This window comes from Pseudarthrobacter sp. NS4, from assembly GCF_024758005.1.
Lineage (GTDB): Bacteria > Actinomycetota > Actinomycetes > Actinomycetales > Micrococcaceae > Arthrobacter.
Genome location: NZ_CP103288.1, coordinates 828,463 through 843,263, shown reverse-complemented (window position 1 = coordinate 843,263; position 14,801 = coordinate 828,463). Strand labels below are relative to the sequence as shown.

The window sequence follows — 14,801 nt, the reverse complement described above, 5'->3', positions numbered from 1 at the left end:
TAGAAGGGGACTAGATCATCGTGGGAAGAGCCGCGCCAAAAAACGTCACAGCATTGCGGATAGGTCTGGCAGCGTTGACCGTCAGCAGCCTCTTTGGCTTGCCGGTTGTCGCCTCACAGGCGGCGACAACTGCCACCGTGGTGGCAACACCTACTCCGAGCGCCAGTGCACCGGCGAGTGGAAACCTCCCGGCCACGACTCCAAGCGCGGTTCCTTCCGCACCGGCCACGGCCACTCCCCCTGCCCCGCCGTCACCCTCGCAGCTCCCGACACCGCCGGCACCATCAGGGCCTATCACCGTTAACGTTGATCAGACCTCAGCCCAACCCGGCGGCACTTTCACCGGAACCGTGCAGGGTCTCGATCCTGTGCTTCCCGCGCAGGCAACACTGCACAGAACCTACGCTGCAAACCCTGCGATCACATCGAGCTGTGCCCTCACCCCGCAACCCGCACACCAGGTTCTAACCTGCGCCCTGCCAGGCAACCAGCCCCAGGGTGCCTATGAAATCGTCGTAACTCAAACCGACGCCGGTGGTAAAACACGGACGGGCGTTTCTGCTCCGGTCTACGTCGTGCAGACAGCTGTCTACGATCCCCGCGTCACAGGCCCGAATCTGCCGATCGCTCCGGGGACGCCCGCCAACATCAAAGGATCAGGATTCGTTCCAGGCGGAACTATTAGCCTCACTACGAGTAGCGTGCTGCTGCCCGGTGGGACAGCAACTGCGGACGCGGGTGGGAACTTCGACTACGCCCTGATGTCCAGCCCTTTCACCCCTGAGGGCCAGTATCTCGTGAGCATTGTTGATGACACCACTGGTGTCAGTGCCCAGCTTTCGGTTTACGTGCTGCGGGCAAACGCTTCGCTTTCGTCCACTGTAAGCACAGGTGTCGTGGGCGGGTACACGACCACGATTAGCGGCACAGGATTCTCAGCCGGTTCCTATGAGCTCGACCTGACTCTCTACAGCTCCGACGGGATCAACATCATAGCCCAGCTGGCGCAAAACGTTGCGGTAAAGGACGGTGCCTTGGCCGGCACAGCGGTCACCATCCCGGCAAACACACCGGCCGGTTTGTACCAGGTCGCGGCTACGTCCGGGCAAGCCCGTCTCGCCGCCACCTGGATCGCTGTATTCCCCAAGCCCAGTGTCGTGACTCCTGATGAACCGGTCCTGCCAGTGGTCACCCCCGTAGTCCCCATCGTTCCGGTCGCTCCGTTACCGACCGACCCCACGGCAAAAGCTCCGGATCCGGCCCCGGTACCTCTGACCCACAAGATCATCGCGGCACCCACGACAGACCCGTTCACCCGGCTGCTTACCAACAGGCTCCCGGACCTGAATTCCGCGACCCCTAACGCCGCCACAGGCGGTCTCCTCAGCCAGGATCCGAGCCTCGAGGCGAACGGGCAAGACGGTGGATCACAAATCAGCCAAAGCCCGCTGGACGGGGCCACGGCAGAAGAGTCAACCCAAGCAAGCGCACCATCGGACTTTCCGTGGTGGCTCTTGATTCTCGTTGCCGTCATCGCTGCCGGCCTCGGCCTCGGCGGCGGCTACGGCATGGCCGCCACAGGCCGGAAGTGACGCAGAATTCCATCATCTGGCGCTCGGATCAGCGTCCGCGGAAGGGCGGAGCCATCTTCGTGTCCCGCGAAGGAGTTGACCATGAGACGCCAACTGATGTCCCGCTCGTGTTGTTGATCGGCACGCCGATGGGATCACGCGCCACGACGACGCCGTCCTTCACGATGAAGCACTCGACGATGTGCCCCCTCGGAAGGTAATAGCGGGGACACGGTGGCGGTATTTGATGCGCTCCGGACCCCTAACAACCCCGCTGGAGAGCGGACGCTGGGGGAAATAACAGCTTCGGTGAGCGACCGCTTGGTCGCAACATGCACCGTTACCGGCGCGGAGGAAATCCCGGCAGGAGCTTCCGAGCCAAACAAATGTGAAGTTGCCTATCCCGAATCCCATCGACTGACTGCCGCCTTGTAGCCACCGGTCGCAGAGTGCTGCGCAGCGGCTAGATACAGGGCCTACGACGTGAGCTTGTGATCCCATCCGGGGGCTTTGGCATCCAGTTCCTTGATCCGTTCGGGGTATTGCTGCCGGTTCGTGGGGCGCCGGTACCGGGCGACGATTGCCGCCAGGCGCCGCTCGTCGAAGTCGGTGGAGCTTACATGTGGCGGCCGGCTGTAAGTTCTCGTGAAATCAGCTACTTCGTCCAGTCGGGACTGCCAGGTTTGTTCGCGCCGGGGCGTTGCCGTCCGGCCGGAACGGTCCGGCTTCGTCCAGGATCCGCGTCGGCCTGAGCTTGGCCTGGGCAATCAAGCGAGAAGCGGAGAAGATCACCCCGTATGTCCCGTTGGGGCCGACGGATCTGCAGAAGGCCTTACTGGAAGGAATGTCCCATGCCCGCCGCTAAGACACATGTGAGGATTTTCGCAGCCGCAACGGCCGTGCTCATGATGGGAATGACAATAACCGCATGCGCTGAGAAGGAGCCAGGGAACACAATGTCAGAGAAGGCGACGCCAGAACAGACAATGACTGCCCGGGAGGGACGGGACCGTGTGGTCGAACTCGTCATGAATACCACCAAACAGCTCGACGTCACCGGTTGGTGGCCCCGTAACGGCGTAGCGTGGGCGCAGGAGTGCTCCCCGGGAGAGGGCGAGGAGGGTGCCAGTTATGGCTATGACCGGTGGGCACCCCAAGGAACAGCGCATATTGAGGACGCGAAACGCGTAGCGGAGTATTGGGAGTCCCTCGGCATGACCGTACGCACCGTGAACCCGACAACACACCCGACCGTCTTCGCCGAGGGCGGGCCCGTCCTTCGGGCCAGCTTCTACACTGATGCATCTGACCAGTCGTACAGCATTGGTGCCACTGCCCCGTGCTCACCGGCAGACGCGGTTGCCTTGAACGACGAGGACGAAGCAGAGCGGAAGCAAGGCAAAGTACTCCCCGGAGACGAAGGCCTCGTCGTTGAAGAAGACCCGCCGCAATAACTCCATGAGGTAACCACGCCGAGCCCCGGCACAAAGCGCCGACTGTCCGTCAGGCAATCCTCATTGGCCTGTGGTCCTCAGCGTCCATCTGACGCTCCTAGAGCTACTTCGTAGAGGCGCCGCTCGTAAATCTGGCGGTGGAGATATCGACACCAAGGCTGTAGGTCTCTGGGCCATCGACAATGGCTACCAGGTAAATGCACGCGGCCGTATTCAGTCGGACATCATCGAAAAGTACCAGGCTGCGAATTAGGCCAGTACCAGCCAGGAAATAGACATTGCCGGAGGGAGATCCGCTACTGCCGGATAGGACTTTTCTACCCCCAACTCCACAAACCCAATCAGGATCAGAACTCATTAGAGTTCTGATCCTGATTGTTTTTATCTGACGATCGACGGCAGCTTCATCCGGGCCAGAGCCTTTACAGTCGGGGAAGTCCCACGGTTCAACTGCTCGTCGAGGACGACCTTCAGCCGTGCAGCGAGGATTTCGCGACGGAGCGTGGCGAACGCCTGCTCCTTGCGCGTCGGGTCGTTTCCCCGTGGATATCCGTTAGATTCCTCCTTGCTGCTTCGGTTCTCTCCCGAGACCGGGGGATCCTTGACTGGGCTTGGGCGGCTTAATTCTTGTTTAGAAGGGTGCCCGATCAGGGGTCCACCCCCCTCCTGCCGAGCGCAGCCCCGGAGTTGCTCCAGGAGATGCCGGATCTCGTTGTCCCGCATTTTCGTGCAGGACCCTTCCCAGACAGCATCGAACAGGGACTTTTCCTCGGAGCCGGCCAGATCAATCTTGGCCAGAACCTCGAGGATCCCCATGCCGTAGGAGTACATCGTGTCGTTGGTCGAGGCAGTGGCAGTCAAAGCCCACTGGGCGCGCCTCCACCATTCGGTCATGGCGTCACTGTCACGCGTCCGGTGCATGTTTCTTGCCCCACTTGCGACCTTGTGCTTGAAAGCACTCTCTTGACGTCGCAGGTTCCGCAGTCCGACCACTGTGACCACGATGGCGTAGTCAGGAGAGCGACGGGCGCCAATACTGCGACGTATGTCCACCACCATGGATCGAGCTGCACAAGCCCCTCCATGGCAGGAACAACTCTGTCGCCGATCTCCTGCATCTGCTGATCATTCATCGCGCCACACCCCCTTTTCACTCCGGCCGGTAAGGGCTCGGGGTTTCCTCATCAAGGATCTTGGCTACTGCCCGGAACGCTTCAGGGTCCACCTGACCCAGAACCTGGGAAGCGAAGTCACGAACTTGGGCGCGCCTCTTCGTCCGCACCTGTTCAAGCTTGGCTTCCACTTGATGGGGCAGTTCCCCGTCCTCTTGGAGAAGGTATTGCGGGCTAACACCAAATGAGAAGCTCCGCTCTACCCGGAATCTGTCGCGGCCGGTGGAATAGAACAAAACTTGCAAGCACCCTAGTGGATGCGCCGGTGGCTTCATGCCTCCGTTTGAGGATTGCTCTATGACTTTTCAAGTGCAGGCTTTTCCAGGGAGCCGGACGGATCTTCCGGGATGGGCGAAGGTCTTCCGCATTGTCCTGGTAAGCAGCGCCAACAATTCGCTACCGACTACGCCTGATTGAATCCCTCGTCAGGATGCATGCGTTGGCGGCGGCGTGACGTACTGGAAACGAGTATGAGCCCCGTCCATGCGGACGGGGCTCATACTCGGTTCTACGTTGCGGGTTACCAGATCCGTCCCAGATAATCATGCATCCAGACGTACTGGGGCCAGGCTCGGCAAAGCCTGCCGCAAGTGAAACCCGACTGGCACGTCAGCGCCCTTTGCCACTAATTGATCGGCGCGGGCGGCCGTTCGTCGCTGAGCACAGCCAAGGTGTTGTCTGCGGCGAGCATCGCCATTGCGGTACGGGTCTCGACAGTGGCGGAGCCGAGGTGCGGCACGAGCACTACGTTCTCGAGCTCGAGCAATCCGGGGTGCACGCTGGGCTCGTTCTCAAAAACGTCGAGCCCGGCACCCGCGATCTGCCCCTCGCGAAGGGCAGAAGCGAGCGCTGCTTCATCGACGATTGGCCCGCGCGCGGTATTGACGAGGTATGCCGAATCCTTCATCGCCGCAAGCTGCCCGGCGCCAATCAGGTGGTGCGTAGCCGGCCCGTAGGGGCAGTGCAAGGAGACGACGTCGGAGATGGCCAGCAACTCATCGAGCTCGACCCGCCGGGCGCCCAGCTCGTCGGCGAGCACGGGGTCGATCTCACGGCGTGACTGGTAGACGATTTCCATCCCGAAGGCCTTGGCCCGGCGAGCGGTCGCCTGGCCAATGCCGCCCATACCGACGATGCCGAGGGTCTTGCCCTGCAGGCTGCTGCCGAGCAGGAAGAACATGCCCCACTTCCATGCCTGGCCGGAGCGGATGAGCCGCTCCCCCTCGCCGAGCCGGCGGGTCGCTGAGAGGATGAGGCCGAACGCGATGTCGGCCGTGGCCTCCGTGAGCACGCCCGGCGTGTTGGTGGCGACCACGCCCCGCTCGGTGCAGGCGGGCACGTCGATGTTGTCATAGCCGACGGCGACGTTCGCGACGACCTTGAGCTGCGGCCCGGCGGCGTCGAGCAGTTCGGCATCGACTCGTTCGGTGAGCAGGCTCACCACGGCATCGGCCCCGGCTACCCGGCGCAGGAGCTCCTCGCGGCCAATCGAGCCAGGACCTTCCCAGGCATCGACTTCGTGCTCGGTGCGCAGCTTCTCGAGTGCGGCTTCGGGTATACGTCCCGTGACGACGACCCGGCTCATGCCGTCTCGATCCACTTGCGCAGGCGGCCAAGGCCGTCGTGGATATCGGCGACGTCGATGCCCGAGTAGGCGAGCCGGATGTACTGCCGCTCCTCGCCGGGCTGGCGGCGGCCGAAGTGCTCACGCGTGCAGAAGGAGACGCCGGTTTCGTACAGCGCAGCTGAGGCGAAATCGCCAACTGCCGTGTAACCCATGCGCTCCATGACCTCGGTGACGTCCGGGAACAGGTAGAACGTCGACTGCGGCACGGCGACGTGCATGCCGGAGATGTCGTTCACGAGTTCGCATGCGGCATCCCGGCGCCCGCGCAGGATGTCGAGCATCTGCTGTACGGGTTCCTGGGTGCCACGCAGCGCTTCGATGCCCGCCCATTGCACGTAGTGCGTCGTGCAAGACTCATCGTTGGTGTTGAGTGTGCTGAGAATTTTGGCGATCTCGATCGGGGCGACGGCGCAGCCGAGGCGGGAGCCGGTCATGGCGAACTTCTTGCTGAAGGTGTAGAGGATCACCGTGCGCTCGGCCATGCCGGGAAGCGACGCGATCGACTTCGAGACACCCTCATAGCGCGTCTCGAAGTACGCTTCATCGGAGAGTACCCAGAGGTCGTGCTCCTGCGCGAGCTGTGCGATTGCCTCCCGCTCGGCGGCAGTCGACTCGGCCGAGATGGGGTTCTGCAGGTCGTTGTAGATGATTGCGACAGTATTCGGGGTGATTGATGCCCGGACCTGGTCGAGGTCGATCGCGAAGCCCTGGCTCGTGGGGAGGTAACGGTAAGGCACAGCCGTGCCACCGAGGTACTCGATCTGCGATTCGTAGATCGGGAAGCCGGGGTTCGGGTAGAGCACTTCCTGGCCGGGGTTCATGACCGCCTGCAGGAACTTCGTGATAACGGGCTTGCCGCCAGTCATCACAACGACGTTGTCCGGGGAGAACTCGATACCGCGGCGGGCCCCGATGTCTTCGGCCAGAGCTTCGCGCAACTGGGGGATGCCGGGTCCGGGGCAATAACCCGTATAGCCGTCGGCGATGGCCCGATTCATCGCTTCAACGATGTGCGGGGCCGTCGGTATGTTGATGTCGCCGAGATGGAAGGGGTACACGCGGTTCCCCTTCGCTTTCCAGGCGGCCGCGGCCTGGGCGACGCTGAAGGCGGTTTCGGTGCCCAGGCGTTCGAGCCGGTGCGCGAGTTGCTGCATGCTGTTCCACTCCTCATCGAGTTAGCGATTGATCCTCGGGGATTCAGATCTAGTATAAGACTAATATATCAAAGAGCGAAATAAGATATACAAGCCCCGTCCGAGAAGGAGCTTGTGGGCTTTGAAGTCCGCTGCCGCAGAGGTGCAGGGCTGTCTGATAGCGGCCAGCAGCGCGCGTCTTACGTTTGTCTCCAGCTACTACGCATTTCCACGAGGCGGAGCAGCCAGGGAAAGTCCGTGGCCCGCTCTGCAGGCGGCTGCGCAACCAGCTCGGGATCCGGGGTGCGCGTTGTAGGCCGAGCAGGCATCAAAGCGAACTTCAGGCGCCCTTGGAACTACTCCGCACTATGACCAATCGGGGCGTCAGGTGACAAGGGTAACTGCATGAACTCGTACAACTCCCGCCATGCGTTATCCAACCGCATCTCGGCCAGGACGGTCTCCTCCTTGCCGGCAGCCGGACCGCGCTGCCGCAACTCATAGAGCTCGTTGTACAACGCTTCAACCTGGTCCAGACGCTTCTTGAATTCCATGTCAGCCATCGCAAAAGACTAACCGAACGGCAGCTAAACGGGCAGGGGCGAAGGGGTTAAACACCGGCGCAAGGAGAGCTTTACCGCCCTAGAGCCGCGTATCGGAAGAGCCGCAGAACCCGTTCTCATTGAAGGTGCCCTGGAACTCCTATTTGCCCTGGATCTTCTCCAGCGGCACGGATGGCCTCTCGCGTGCCGGCATGCGACGTCGAACTACCGCGGCTTGGCCCCTGCGGCAGGTGCAGGAGTTACGACGGCGGCAATCCCGGCAAGTGCCTCGGCCACGATCTGCTGGACGGGGGCGGCGATGTCGACGACGATGCCGGCTTCGTCCTTTTCGAGTGGTTCCAGTGTGGCGAGTTGGGATTCGAGCAGCGCCGGCGGCATGAAGTGGCCGGACCGGCCCTCGGTGCGTGCCTTCAGCACTTCTTTGGTCCCGTGCAGGTGCAGGAAGACGGTGGCCGGGGCCTGCTGCCGGATCGCGTCCCGGTAGCTGCGGCGCAGCGCAGAGCAGGCCAGCACCAGTCCGCCGTCCCCTGCATTGGCCAGTGCGGAACCCACGGTGGCGAGCCAGGGCCAGCGGTCCTCGTCCGCCAACGGTGTCCCGGCCGCCATCTTGGCCACGTTCTCCACCGGGTGGAGCGAATCACCGTCCAAAAAAGACACGCCGAGTCCGCGGGCCACGAGGTCACCGATGGTGGTCTTGCCGCACCCGGAGACACCCATGACAATGATGCGGTACTGGGTCACCGCCTGCGCCTCACCAGTCATGGACGGTGCCGTCCACCAGGCGGTTATAGGGCAGGTAGGCCTGCTGGTACGGGTAGGCCGCGGCGGCTTCCTCGTTGAACTCCACCCCAATGCCCGGGTTGTCCCCGGGGTGGAGGTAGCCGTCCACGAAGGTCATGGACTGCTCGAAGACCTCGTTGGTCTTCTCCGAGTGCTGCATATACTCCTGGATCCCGTAGTTATGGATCGCCAAGCCCACGTGCAACTGCGCGGCGAACCCGACCGGGGAAATATCGGTGGGCCCGTGGAAACCGGACTTGATCTGGTACTGCGCGGCGAAATCCATCACCTTCTTCAACGGCGAGATCCCGCCGAAGTGGGTGGACGCGGCCCGGACGTAGTCGATCAGCTGTTCCTTGATCACCGTCTGGAAGTCCCACACGGTGTTGAAGATTTCACCGATCGCCAGCGGGGTGGTGGTGTGCTGGCGGACCAGGCGCAGGCCCTCCTGGTTCTCGGCCGGGGTGCAGTCCTCCAGCCAGAACAGATCATACGGTTCCAGCGCTTTTCCGAGCTTGGCGGCCTGGATCGGGGTCATGCGGTGGTGCCCGTCGTGCAGCAGCGGGATTTCCGGGCCGAACTCGTTCCGGACCGCCTCGAACACGCTGGGCAGGTGCCGCAAATAGGCCCGGGTGTCCCAGTCCTCCTCCAGCGGGAAGGCACCGCGGCCGGCGGGCTCGTAGTCGTACCGCTCCCCCGAGGCCTGCGCCTGTGCGGCGACACCGTAGACGGCGTTGATCCCCGGGACGGCGGTCTGGATCCGGATGGACTTGTAGCCCAGTTCCAGGTGCTCGCGGACCGAATCGAACAGCGACGGCAGGTCCGCCCCGGAGGCATGCCCGTACGCCCGCAGCCCGTTCCGGGACGCCCCACCCAACAGCTGATACACCGGCATACCCGCCATTTTTCCCTTGATATCCCACAGCGCCATGTCCACCGCGGCAATCGCCGCCATCGTCACCGGACCCCGCCGCCAATACGAGCTGCGGTAGAGGAACTGCCACGTATCCTCGATCCGGTGCGGATCCTTCCCGATCAACAGCTGCGCAACATGCTCCTTCAAATACGCGGCCACAGCCAGCTCACGCCCGTTCAACGTGGCATCACCAATACCCGTCACACCATCCTCAGTGGTGATCCGGAGAGTCACAAAGTTACGCGAGGGACTGGTCACAAAGACTTCCGCGGCAATAATTTTCACAGCTGGGTCCTTTCAGGTGAGGTGAGGCAGTTACAGGGTTCAGTAGCTGGGAGCGCTTCTGCGAAGGTGCCGGTGAGGCTTTCAATTAGCTGCACGACGGCGGCGTCAGCTGCCAGGACCGGGTCAACAACGGCCAGTAGAGCCCTGACCCGCTCTGTCCCCGAAATTGCGTTGGCGGCAGCCACCTTATCGCCCAAGGGATCCTGGAAGCCGGGAAGTGCGGAGCTGCAGTCCATCCACGCCGCGATCATGAGCGCCGCTGCCGCACCGGACCGGCCGGCGGCCTGTTCTGCGAGCAGCACCGGGACGGCCCGCATGCGGAGCTTGGTGCTGCCATCCATGGCAATCTGGGCCAGGTTGTGGGCAATCCTGGCGTTGCTGAAGCGGGCAAGGAGCGCGGCACGGTACTCCGGAATCTGCAGCTCATCACCGGGAAGGTTGGCCTCGGCTTCGTCCCAGAAAGCTTCCACCGCCTGGCGGCAGACCGTGTCCGCCAGGGCTTCGGCCACGGTGCTGTGGCCACGCAGCTGCCCGGCGTAGGCCAGCAGTGAATGTGCGCCGTTGAGCAGCCACAGCTTCCGGTTCTCGTAGGGTCCGATGTCGTCCACGAACAGGGCGCCGGCGTCTTCCCAGCGCGGCCGGCCGGCGGGGAACTTCCCGCTGACTACCCAGCTCGAAAAGGGTTCTGCCACCACCGGTGACGTATCGCGGTAGCTGCACGCGGCCTGGACGTCAGCCACATCCTCATCGGTGGTGCGCGGGGTAATCCGGTCAACGGAGGTACTGACGAAGCTGACGTTGGCGTCGATCCAGCCGGCCAGCCCGGCATCCAGCGCGTGGGCGAATCCGGTCACGGCCTGCTGTGCAACAGTGCCATTGTTGGACAGGTTGTCGCAGCACACGACGGCCAAGGGCCCCGATCCCGCATCGCGGCGGGCGGCGAGTGCCAGCACCAGCCTTCCCAGCGGCGTGGCCGGGTGCCCGCTGCCGGAACCCAGCAGCGCAAGGTCGGTGACGACGTCGGGCGCTGCTGTATCGAGCTTTCCATCAGTGCCCAGGCCGTAGGCGGCCTCGGTGATCGTCAGGGTGACCACTGCCGTGGCGGGCGCAGCCACCAGTTCGGCAAGCCGCTCCACGTCGGCTCCGTCCACCGCTTCAACGATGCTGCCCACCACGGTGAAGGAATCGCTGGTGTCTGCCCGTTCCACCAACGTGTACAGCCCGTCCTGGTCAGCCAGGGCAGCGGCAGCATCCGGGCGGCGCCCGGTGAAGGCGGCAATCCCCCACTCCGCGGCGTCCCCTGCCTGCTGGGTGTACCAGGCCTGGTGTGAACGATGGAAGGCGCCAAGGCCCAGGTGGACAATGCGGACCGGGGCTTTCGGGGCAGGGCGGAGTGCGCGGTTCAGCCGCGGAAGTTCCGCGGCTGCAGCGGGGCGGGCCGGGGTTCGCAGTTCAGTGTTCACAGCTTGAACACCCGCCGGGGTGAGGCATCGACGATGTCGATAATGAGCTCGTGCGCGCGGTCCTCGCTGACACGGTGTTCCGCCACGAGCCGGGCCAGGAACGAAGCCTCGATCCGGCGGGAAGCATCGTGCCGTGCCGGGATGGAGCAGAAGGCCCGGGTATCGTCGATGAAGCCGGAGGAACGGGAAAAGCCTGCGGTCTCGGTAACGGCGGAACGGAATCGCAGCATCGCGTCCGGGGCGTCCAGGAACCACCACGGGGCACCGATATAGACAGACGGGTAGAAGCCTGCCAGCGGGGCGAGTTCGCGGGAGAACACGGTCTCGTCCAACGTGAAGAGCACCAGGTGGAAGTCCTTCGCGGTGCCGAAGTCCTGCAACACCGGGCGGATGGCCTCGGTGTAGTTGACCGCGAACGGAATGTCGTGCCCGGTGTCCGCGCCGAGGGCGTTGAACGTGGGCTCGTGGTGGTTGCGGTACGAGCCGGGGTGGATGGTCATCACCAGGCCGTCCTCCACCGACATCCGTGCCATTTGGTACATCATGTGCGCTTCGAAGTCATCGCGGTCCTGCGGTGTCGCCTTGCCGGAGCGGGCACGGTCGAACAGCTTCGCAGCTTCAGGCGGGTTGAGTTTCAGGGTCGCCGGGGTGCGTACGCCGTGGTCCGCCGAGACGGCGCCGTGCTCCACGAAATAGCGGCGCCGGTTCTCCAGGGCGGAGAGGTAAGCGCCATAGCCCGTGCCGCCGTCGCCCGCTGCCGCGATGAGCCGGTCCACGTTCTCCAGCCAGGAGGGGTGGGCGATGTTGAGGTAGGCGTCGGGGCGGAAGGTCGGCAGGACGCGCCCGTGGAAGGTGGGGTCCTGGGCGATGGCCTTGTGGCTTTCCAGGGTGTCCAGGGGATCGTCCGTGGTGGCCAGGACCTCGATGTTGAAGTCCTTGAACAGCTCGCGGGGCCGGAAGCCGGGCTCCTGGAGCTTTGCCGAGACCGCATCGTAGCTGGCATCGGCTGTTTCCTCGCCCAGCTCCCCCGCCAGGCCAAAGACACTGGAAAACTGCGTCCGCAGCCAGTACCCGGACGCAGTGCCCTCGAACAGCGGCCACGCCTTGCAGAACTCCCGCCACACGGAACGGCTGTCCGGCCGGAACGTGTTCGATTCCCGGAGCCGGTCCAACGGAACTCCACTGGCGTGGATCAGCCGGGTGACGTAGTGGTCAGGGCTGACCAGCAGCGCTGCCGGGTCCGGAAAGGGCGTGTTCTGCTCAAGGACTGCGGCGTCAACGTGCCCGTGCGGGGAAATGATGGGAAGGTCCTGGACGCGCTGCAGAAGCTCGCGCGCAATGCCGCGGGTTCGGGGATCAGCGGGCAGGAGCCGGTCTGGGTTGGCGGCAATCGACTGTGACATAGGTCAATGGTCCGGTCTCCAACCGCTTTTTGTCAACCGGTTGCCAAATGTTGCCGAAGCAGCTGGGCTGCTGTTGGTCCGGCATCAGCCTGCAGGCAGGAGCCTGCCGCTGGAGCCCCTCACAACCAGTTCCGTTTCCACCCTTAAGGTCTCCGTGGACCCACCCCCGTTGTGCAGCAGTTCGAGCAGCCGGCTGGCGGCTGCGGAGCCGCACTCCCCCAGCGGCGAGCGTACGGTGGTCAGCGGTGGTGTGGTGAAGTCCGCCCCGAAAATATCGTCAAAACCGACGATGCTGATCTCGTCCGGCACCACTATGCCCGCCGCCTGGAGTTCCTGCATCAGGCCTATGGCCAGAAGATCGTTGTACGTCAGTACCGCCGTGGCACCGGTGGCGCGCACGTCGCGTGCTACTTCCCTGCCGCCGTCGACCGTTGGTTTGCTGGACTCCACACGCACGGCCTCAAGCCGTGACCACTCACACGCGGCCTGGACACCTTCCCAGCGCCGCGCTGACATCCAGGACCGGGCAGGGCCAGCTACGAATGCGAGCTTTTTGTGTCCGTTTCCGGCGAGGCTGCGGACCGCCTCGCCGGTGCCCTTCCGAACATCGGGGATGACGCACGGCACGCCCTCCACCTCGCGGTTGATCACCACCACGGGCTTATCGCCGGCAAGGGTCCGGATGTCGTCGTCGTTCATGCGCGGGCTTGCCAGGATAAGACCGTCCACGGTGGACATCATGCGCCGGGCTGAAGTCAGTTCAGTGATGGCGGACTCTGCGGACTCGGCCAGCACCAGGGTGTAGTCACGCTGGGTGCCGGTGGTCTGGGCGCCGCGGATGATGTCGAAGAATGTGGGGTTGGTGATATCCGCGACGATGAGGCCGAAAGTGTGGGTCCTGCCGGTGGGCAGGGCCCGGGCGAACGGGTTGACCTGGTAGTTCAACTCGGCGGCGGCGTCTTCGATGAGTTTCTGCGTCTTTGCACTTACCCTGCCAGGCTTGCTGAGGGCCCGGGAGACCGTGGAGGGATTGACGCCGGCCACCTTGGCGATGTCATAGATGGTGGCGTTGGCCTTACCGTCCCGGGCCTTTTTTACGGCTCCGGACGATGCCGCAGCCCCCTGCGTCTTGGGTTCAGTCACTGGCCCATCCTAGCGACGAACACCCCAACGAGGTCGCAGCAGGTGTCGTTTTGAGGGCCCAAAACGACACCTGATGCTACTTACTTGGGCAAGGGGTTGCCGAAAAGTTGGGTTGCGGCATGTATGACGCCGCGGGTGAGTTCACCTACCGCGTTGGCCTGCCCGGCAAAAGCGGCGTGGGCGGCGCATTCCTGGTGATCGTCCCGGGCCAGTGCGCCATCTGCGTCTGGAGCCCGCAGCTGGACGCCAAAGGAAACTCCCTCGCCGGCACCGCAGCCCTTGCCGATCTTTCGGACCGCACGGGCTGGTCCGTTTTCTAACCCCCAGGTGACGAAATGCAGTGGTAAAGCGGACGGCGGCGGAAAGTTTCGCCGTCGTCCGCTTTCTGTCAGCAGGCTGTTAAATCAGCAGGCTGTTAAAGCCGGTCCGTCCCGCCGTCGCCGCCCTTGTGGCCGGCCCCGCGGAGGTTTTCCTGGACCTTGCCGAACAAGTCCTTGATGGTGGACTCGGCATTTGTGATGACGTCGACCTGCAGGTAAACCTCGTGCGTCAGGGGCAGGTCGTACTCATCCTTCAGGTGCGTGCCGCCCGCAACGCCGTCAAGGGAGAGGTAGACCATTGCCTCGGTCCGGGCTATTCCGGCAATCCTGCCGAACACAACGGTGAATTCGTTCGGCTGAAAGCTGACGGTATGCCCAACATGGGAGCGGTCCAGCTCACCTGCGGGAATGGCCTTCTCTGACTGGCTTCCGGTGTAGTCCATGAACTTCTCCTTAGATCGCCTGGCGCTTACGCAGGCAGTCTAGCGCCGCCCCGTTTGGCTGGCCTACCCGCCAGCCTGCTGGAGGGCCGCACAAACGGCCGGCCGCGGCTGTGGCCAGTCCTCCATTGATGCGGCCGGGTCCAGCCCTGTTTGATGGCAGGAAGCGGTGGTAAGGCCGCTACCGGAAACAGAAAGAAAAACCGTGTCTTCAATGGCGAACCGCGTCACAAATTCCGCCCGCTGGGATGACGTCGAGATCGGCGACAGCGTGGAACTCCAAAGGAATAAAGCCCCCGTCTTCACCGGTATGGTGGATGCCCGCACTGCAGACGGCGATGTGGTGTGGGTCGTCGCCCCTGCCGGAGGCCGCCGGCTGTTCCACATCGCTGACGGCTACGACCTCGCGGCTTCACCGGCATGACGGACAGCTGCCCCGAAAACTGCCACTACTGCTGCGGACCGGAGGCGGACTGAAGCGGGCGCCTGCTGACCCGACCGCCGGCTGACTTGGGACTGGTGCCCGCTCCT

Annotated in this window: 16 protein-coding genes and 1 pseudogene; 5 read left to right on the top strand and 12 right to left on the bottom strand. The window is 63.6% G+C overall.

Annotated features, from left to right (window positions below):
• Positions 1–10 precede the first annotated feature (10 nt).
• On the bottom strand, positions 11–298 hold the full coding sequence (locus NXY83_RS04030; RefSeq protein WP_258804808.1) for a hypothetical protein: 288 nt from the start codon (positions 296–298) through the stop codon (positions 11–13).
• A gap of 403 nt (positions 299–701) precedes the next feature.
• Between NXY83_RS04030 and NXY83_RS04025 the strand changes: the two genes are divergently transcribed.
• Positions 702–1,592, top strand: coding sequence for a hypothetical protein (locus NXY83_RS04025; protein WP_258804807.1), 891 nt, complete (start codon positions 702–704; stop codon positions 1,590–1,592).
• Between the two features lie 28 nt (positions 1,593–1,620).
• Here the strand turns inward: NXY83_RS04025 and NXY83_RS20980 are convergent, their stop codons facing one another.
• The gene (locus tag NXY83_RS20980; protein ID WP_397427558.1) at positions 1,621–1,755 is read right to left on the bottom strand and encodes a hypothetical protein; all 135 of its coding nucleotides are present in this window, start codon (positions 1,753–1,755) and stop codon (positions 1,621–1,623) included.
• 772 nt (positions 1,756–2,527) lie between these two features.
• Between NXY83_RS20980 and NXY83_RS04015 the strand changes: the two genes are divergently transcribed.
• Both NXY83_RS04015 and NXY83_RS04010 read left to right on the top strand, forming a co-directional pair.
• A complete protein-coding gene (locus NXY83_RS04015) occupies positions 2,528–3,025 on the top strand; it encodes a hypothetical protein (protein ID WP_258804805.1) in 498 nt (165 codons plus the stop codon).
• Between the two features lie 70 nt (positions 3,026–3,095).
• Positions 3,096–3,278: an Lsr2 family protein gene (locus NXY83_RS04010; protein ID WP_258804804.1), complete on the top strand. Its 183-nt coding sequence runs from the start codon at positions 3,096–3,098 to the stop codon at positions 3,276–3,278.
• A 128-nt stretch (positions 3,279–3,406) separates the two neighbouring features.
• Here NXY83_RS04010 and NXY83_RS04005 read toward each other — a convergent pair whose 3' ends face one another.
• The 9 genes from NXY83_RS04005 to NXY83_RS03965 all read right to left on the bottom strand — a co-directional run bounded on the left by NXY83_RS04005 (position 3,407) and on the right by NXY83_RS03965 (position 13,510).
• Positions 3,407–3,919: a hypothetical protein gene (locus NXY83_RS04005; protein WP_258804803.1), complete on the bottom strand. Its 513-nt coding sequence runs from the start codon at positions 3,917–3,919 to the stop codon at positions 3,407–3,409.
• A 903-nt stretch (positions 3,920–4,822) separates the two neighbouring features.
• On the bottom strand, positions 4,823–5,782 hold the full coding sequence (locus NXY83_RS04000) for a 2-hydroxyacid dehydrogenase (protein WP_258804802.1): 960 nt from the start codon (positions 5,780–5,782) through the stop codon (positions 4,823–4,825).
• On the bottom strand, positions 5,779–6,978 hold the full coding sequence (locus NXY83_RS03995; protein WP_258804801.1) for a pyridoxal phosphate-dependent aminotransferase: 1,200 nt from the start codon (positions 6,976–6,978) through the stop codon (positions 5,779–5,781). Before NXY83_RS03995 ends, NXY83_RS04000 begins: the two co-directional genes overlap by 4 nt.
• A gap of 335 nt (positions 6,979–7,313) precedes the next feature.
• Positions 7,314–7,520 (bottom strand): hypothetical protein, encoded by a 207-nt coding sequence (locus NXY83_RS03990; protein WP_258804800.1) that lies wholly within the window; start codon positions 7,518–7,520, stop codon positions 7,314–7,316.
• A gap of 204 nt (positions 7,521–7,724) precedes the next feature.
• Entirely contained in the window at positions 7,725–8,261 is a 537-nt protein-coding gene (locus tag NXY83_RS03985; protein ID WP_258804799.1) for a gluconokinase, read from the bottom strand.
• Positions 8,262–8,271: 10 nt separating this feature from the next.
• A complete protein-coding gene (manD, locus tag NXY83_RS03980) occupies positions 8,272–9,501 on the bottom strand; it encodes a D-mannonate dehydratase ManD (protein ID WP_258804798.1) in 1,230 nt (409 codons plus the stop codon).
• A complete protein-coding gene (locus tag NXY83_RS03975; RefSeq protein ID WP_258804797.1) occupies positions 9,498–10,964 on the bottom strand; it encodes a mannitol dehydrogenase family protein in 1,467 nt (488 codons plus the stop codon). The genes manD and NXY83_RS03975 overlap by 4 nt, the downstream gene beginning before the upstream one ends.
• Complete coding sequence (gene uxaC / locus NXY83_RS03970) at positions 10,961–12,367, bottom strand: glucuronate isomerase (protein WP_258804796.1); 1,407 nt, start codon at positions 12,365–12,367, stop codon at positions 10,961–10,963. The genes NXY83_RS03975 and uxaC overlap by 4 nt, the downstream gene beginning before the upstream one ends.
• Before the next feature lie 84 nt (positions 12,368–12,451).
• A complete protein-coding gene (locus NXY83_RS03965; protein ID WP_258804795.1) occupies positions 12,452–13,510 on the bottom strand; it encodes a LacI family DNA-binding transcriptional regulator in 1,059 nt (352 codons plus the stop codon).
• Positions 13,511–13,617: 107 nt separating this feature from the next.
• Between NXY83_RS03965 and NXY83_RS03960 the strand changes: the two are divergent.
• Positions 13,618–13,830: pseudogene (locus NXY83_RS03960) on the top strand (glutaminase); the annotation flags it as partial.
• Between the two features lie 95 nt (positions 13,831–13,925).
• Here NXY83_RS03960 and NXY83_RS03955 read toward each other — a convergent pair.
• Positions 13,926–14,273 (bottom strand): hypothetical protein, encoded by a 348-nt coding sequence (locus NXY83_RS03955; RefSeq protein WP_258804794.1) that lies wholly within the window; start codon positions 14,271–14,273, stop codon positions 13,926–13,928.
• A gap of 211 nt (positions 14,274–14,484) precedes the next feature.
• Here NXY83_RS03955 and NXY83_RS03950 point away from each other — a divergent pair, with 211 nt between their 5' ends.
• Positions 14,485–14,694, top strand: a complete 210-nt coding sequence (locus NXY83_RS03950; RefSeq protein WP_258804793.1) for a hypothetical protein — start codon at positions 14,485–14,487, stop codon at positions 14,692–14,694.
• Positions 14,695–14,801 lie beyond the last annotated feature (107 nt).

Excerpts from the sequence above, each read along its gene's own strand:
- NXY83_RS04015 (WP_258804805.1), top strand. The coding sequence starts at position 2,528 with ATGTCAGAGAAGGCGACGCCAGAACAGACAATGACTGCCCGGGAGGGA.
- NXY83_RS04005 (WP_258804803.1), bottom strand. The coding sequence starts at position 3,919 with ATGACCGAATGGTGGAGGCGCGCCCAGTGGGCTTTGACTGCCACTGCC.
- NXY83_RS04000 (WP_258804802.1), bottom strand. The coding sequence starts at position 5,782 with ATGAGCCGGGTCGTCGTCACGGGACGTATACCCGAAGCCGCACTCGAG.
- NXY83_RS03995 (WP_258804801.1), bottom strand. The coding sequence starts at position 6,978 with ATGCAGCAACTCGCGCACCGGCTCGAACGCCTGGGCACCGAAACCGCC.
- NXY83_RS03990 (WP_258804800.1), bottom strand. The coding sequence starts at position 7,520 with ATGGCTGACATGGAATTCAAGAAGCGTCTGGACCAGGTTGAAGCGTTG.
- uxaC (WP_258804796.1), bottom strand. The coding sequence starts at position 12,367 with ATGTCACAGTCGATTGCCGCCAACCCAGACCGGCTCCTGCCCGCTGAT.
- NXY83_RS03955 (WP_258804794.1), bottom strand. The coding sequence starts at position 14,273 with ATGGACTACACCGGAAGCCAGTCAGAGAAGGCCATTCCCGCAGGTGAG.
- NXY83_RS03950 (WP_258804793.1), top strand. The coding sequence starts at position 14,485 with ATGGCGAACCGCGTCACAAATTCCGCCCGCTGGGATGACGTCGAGATC.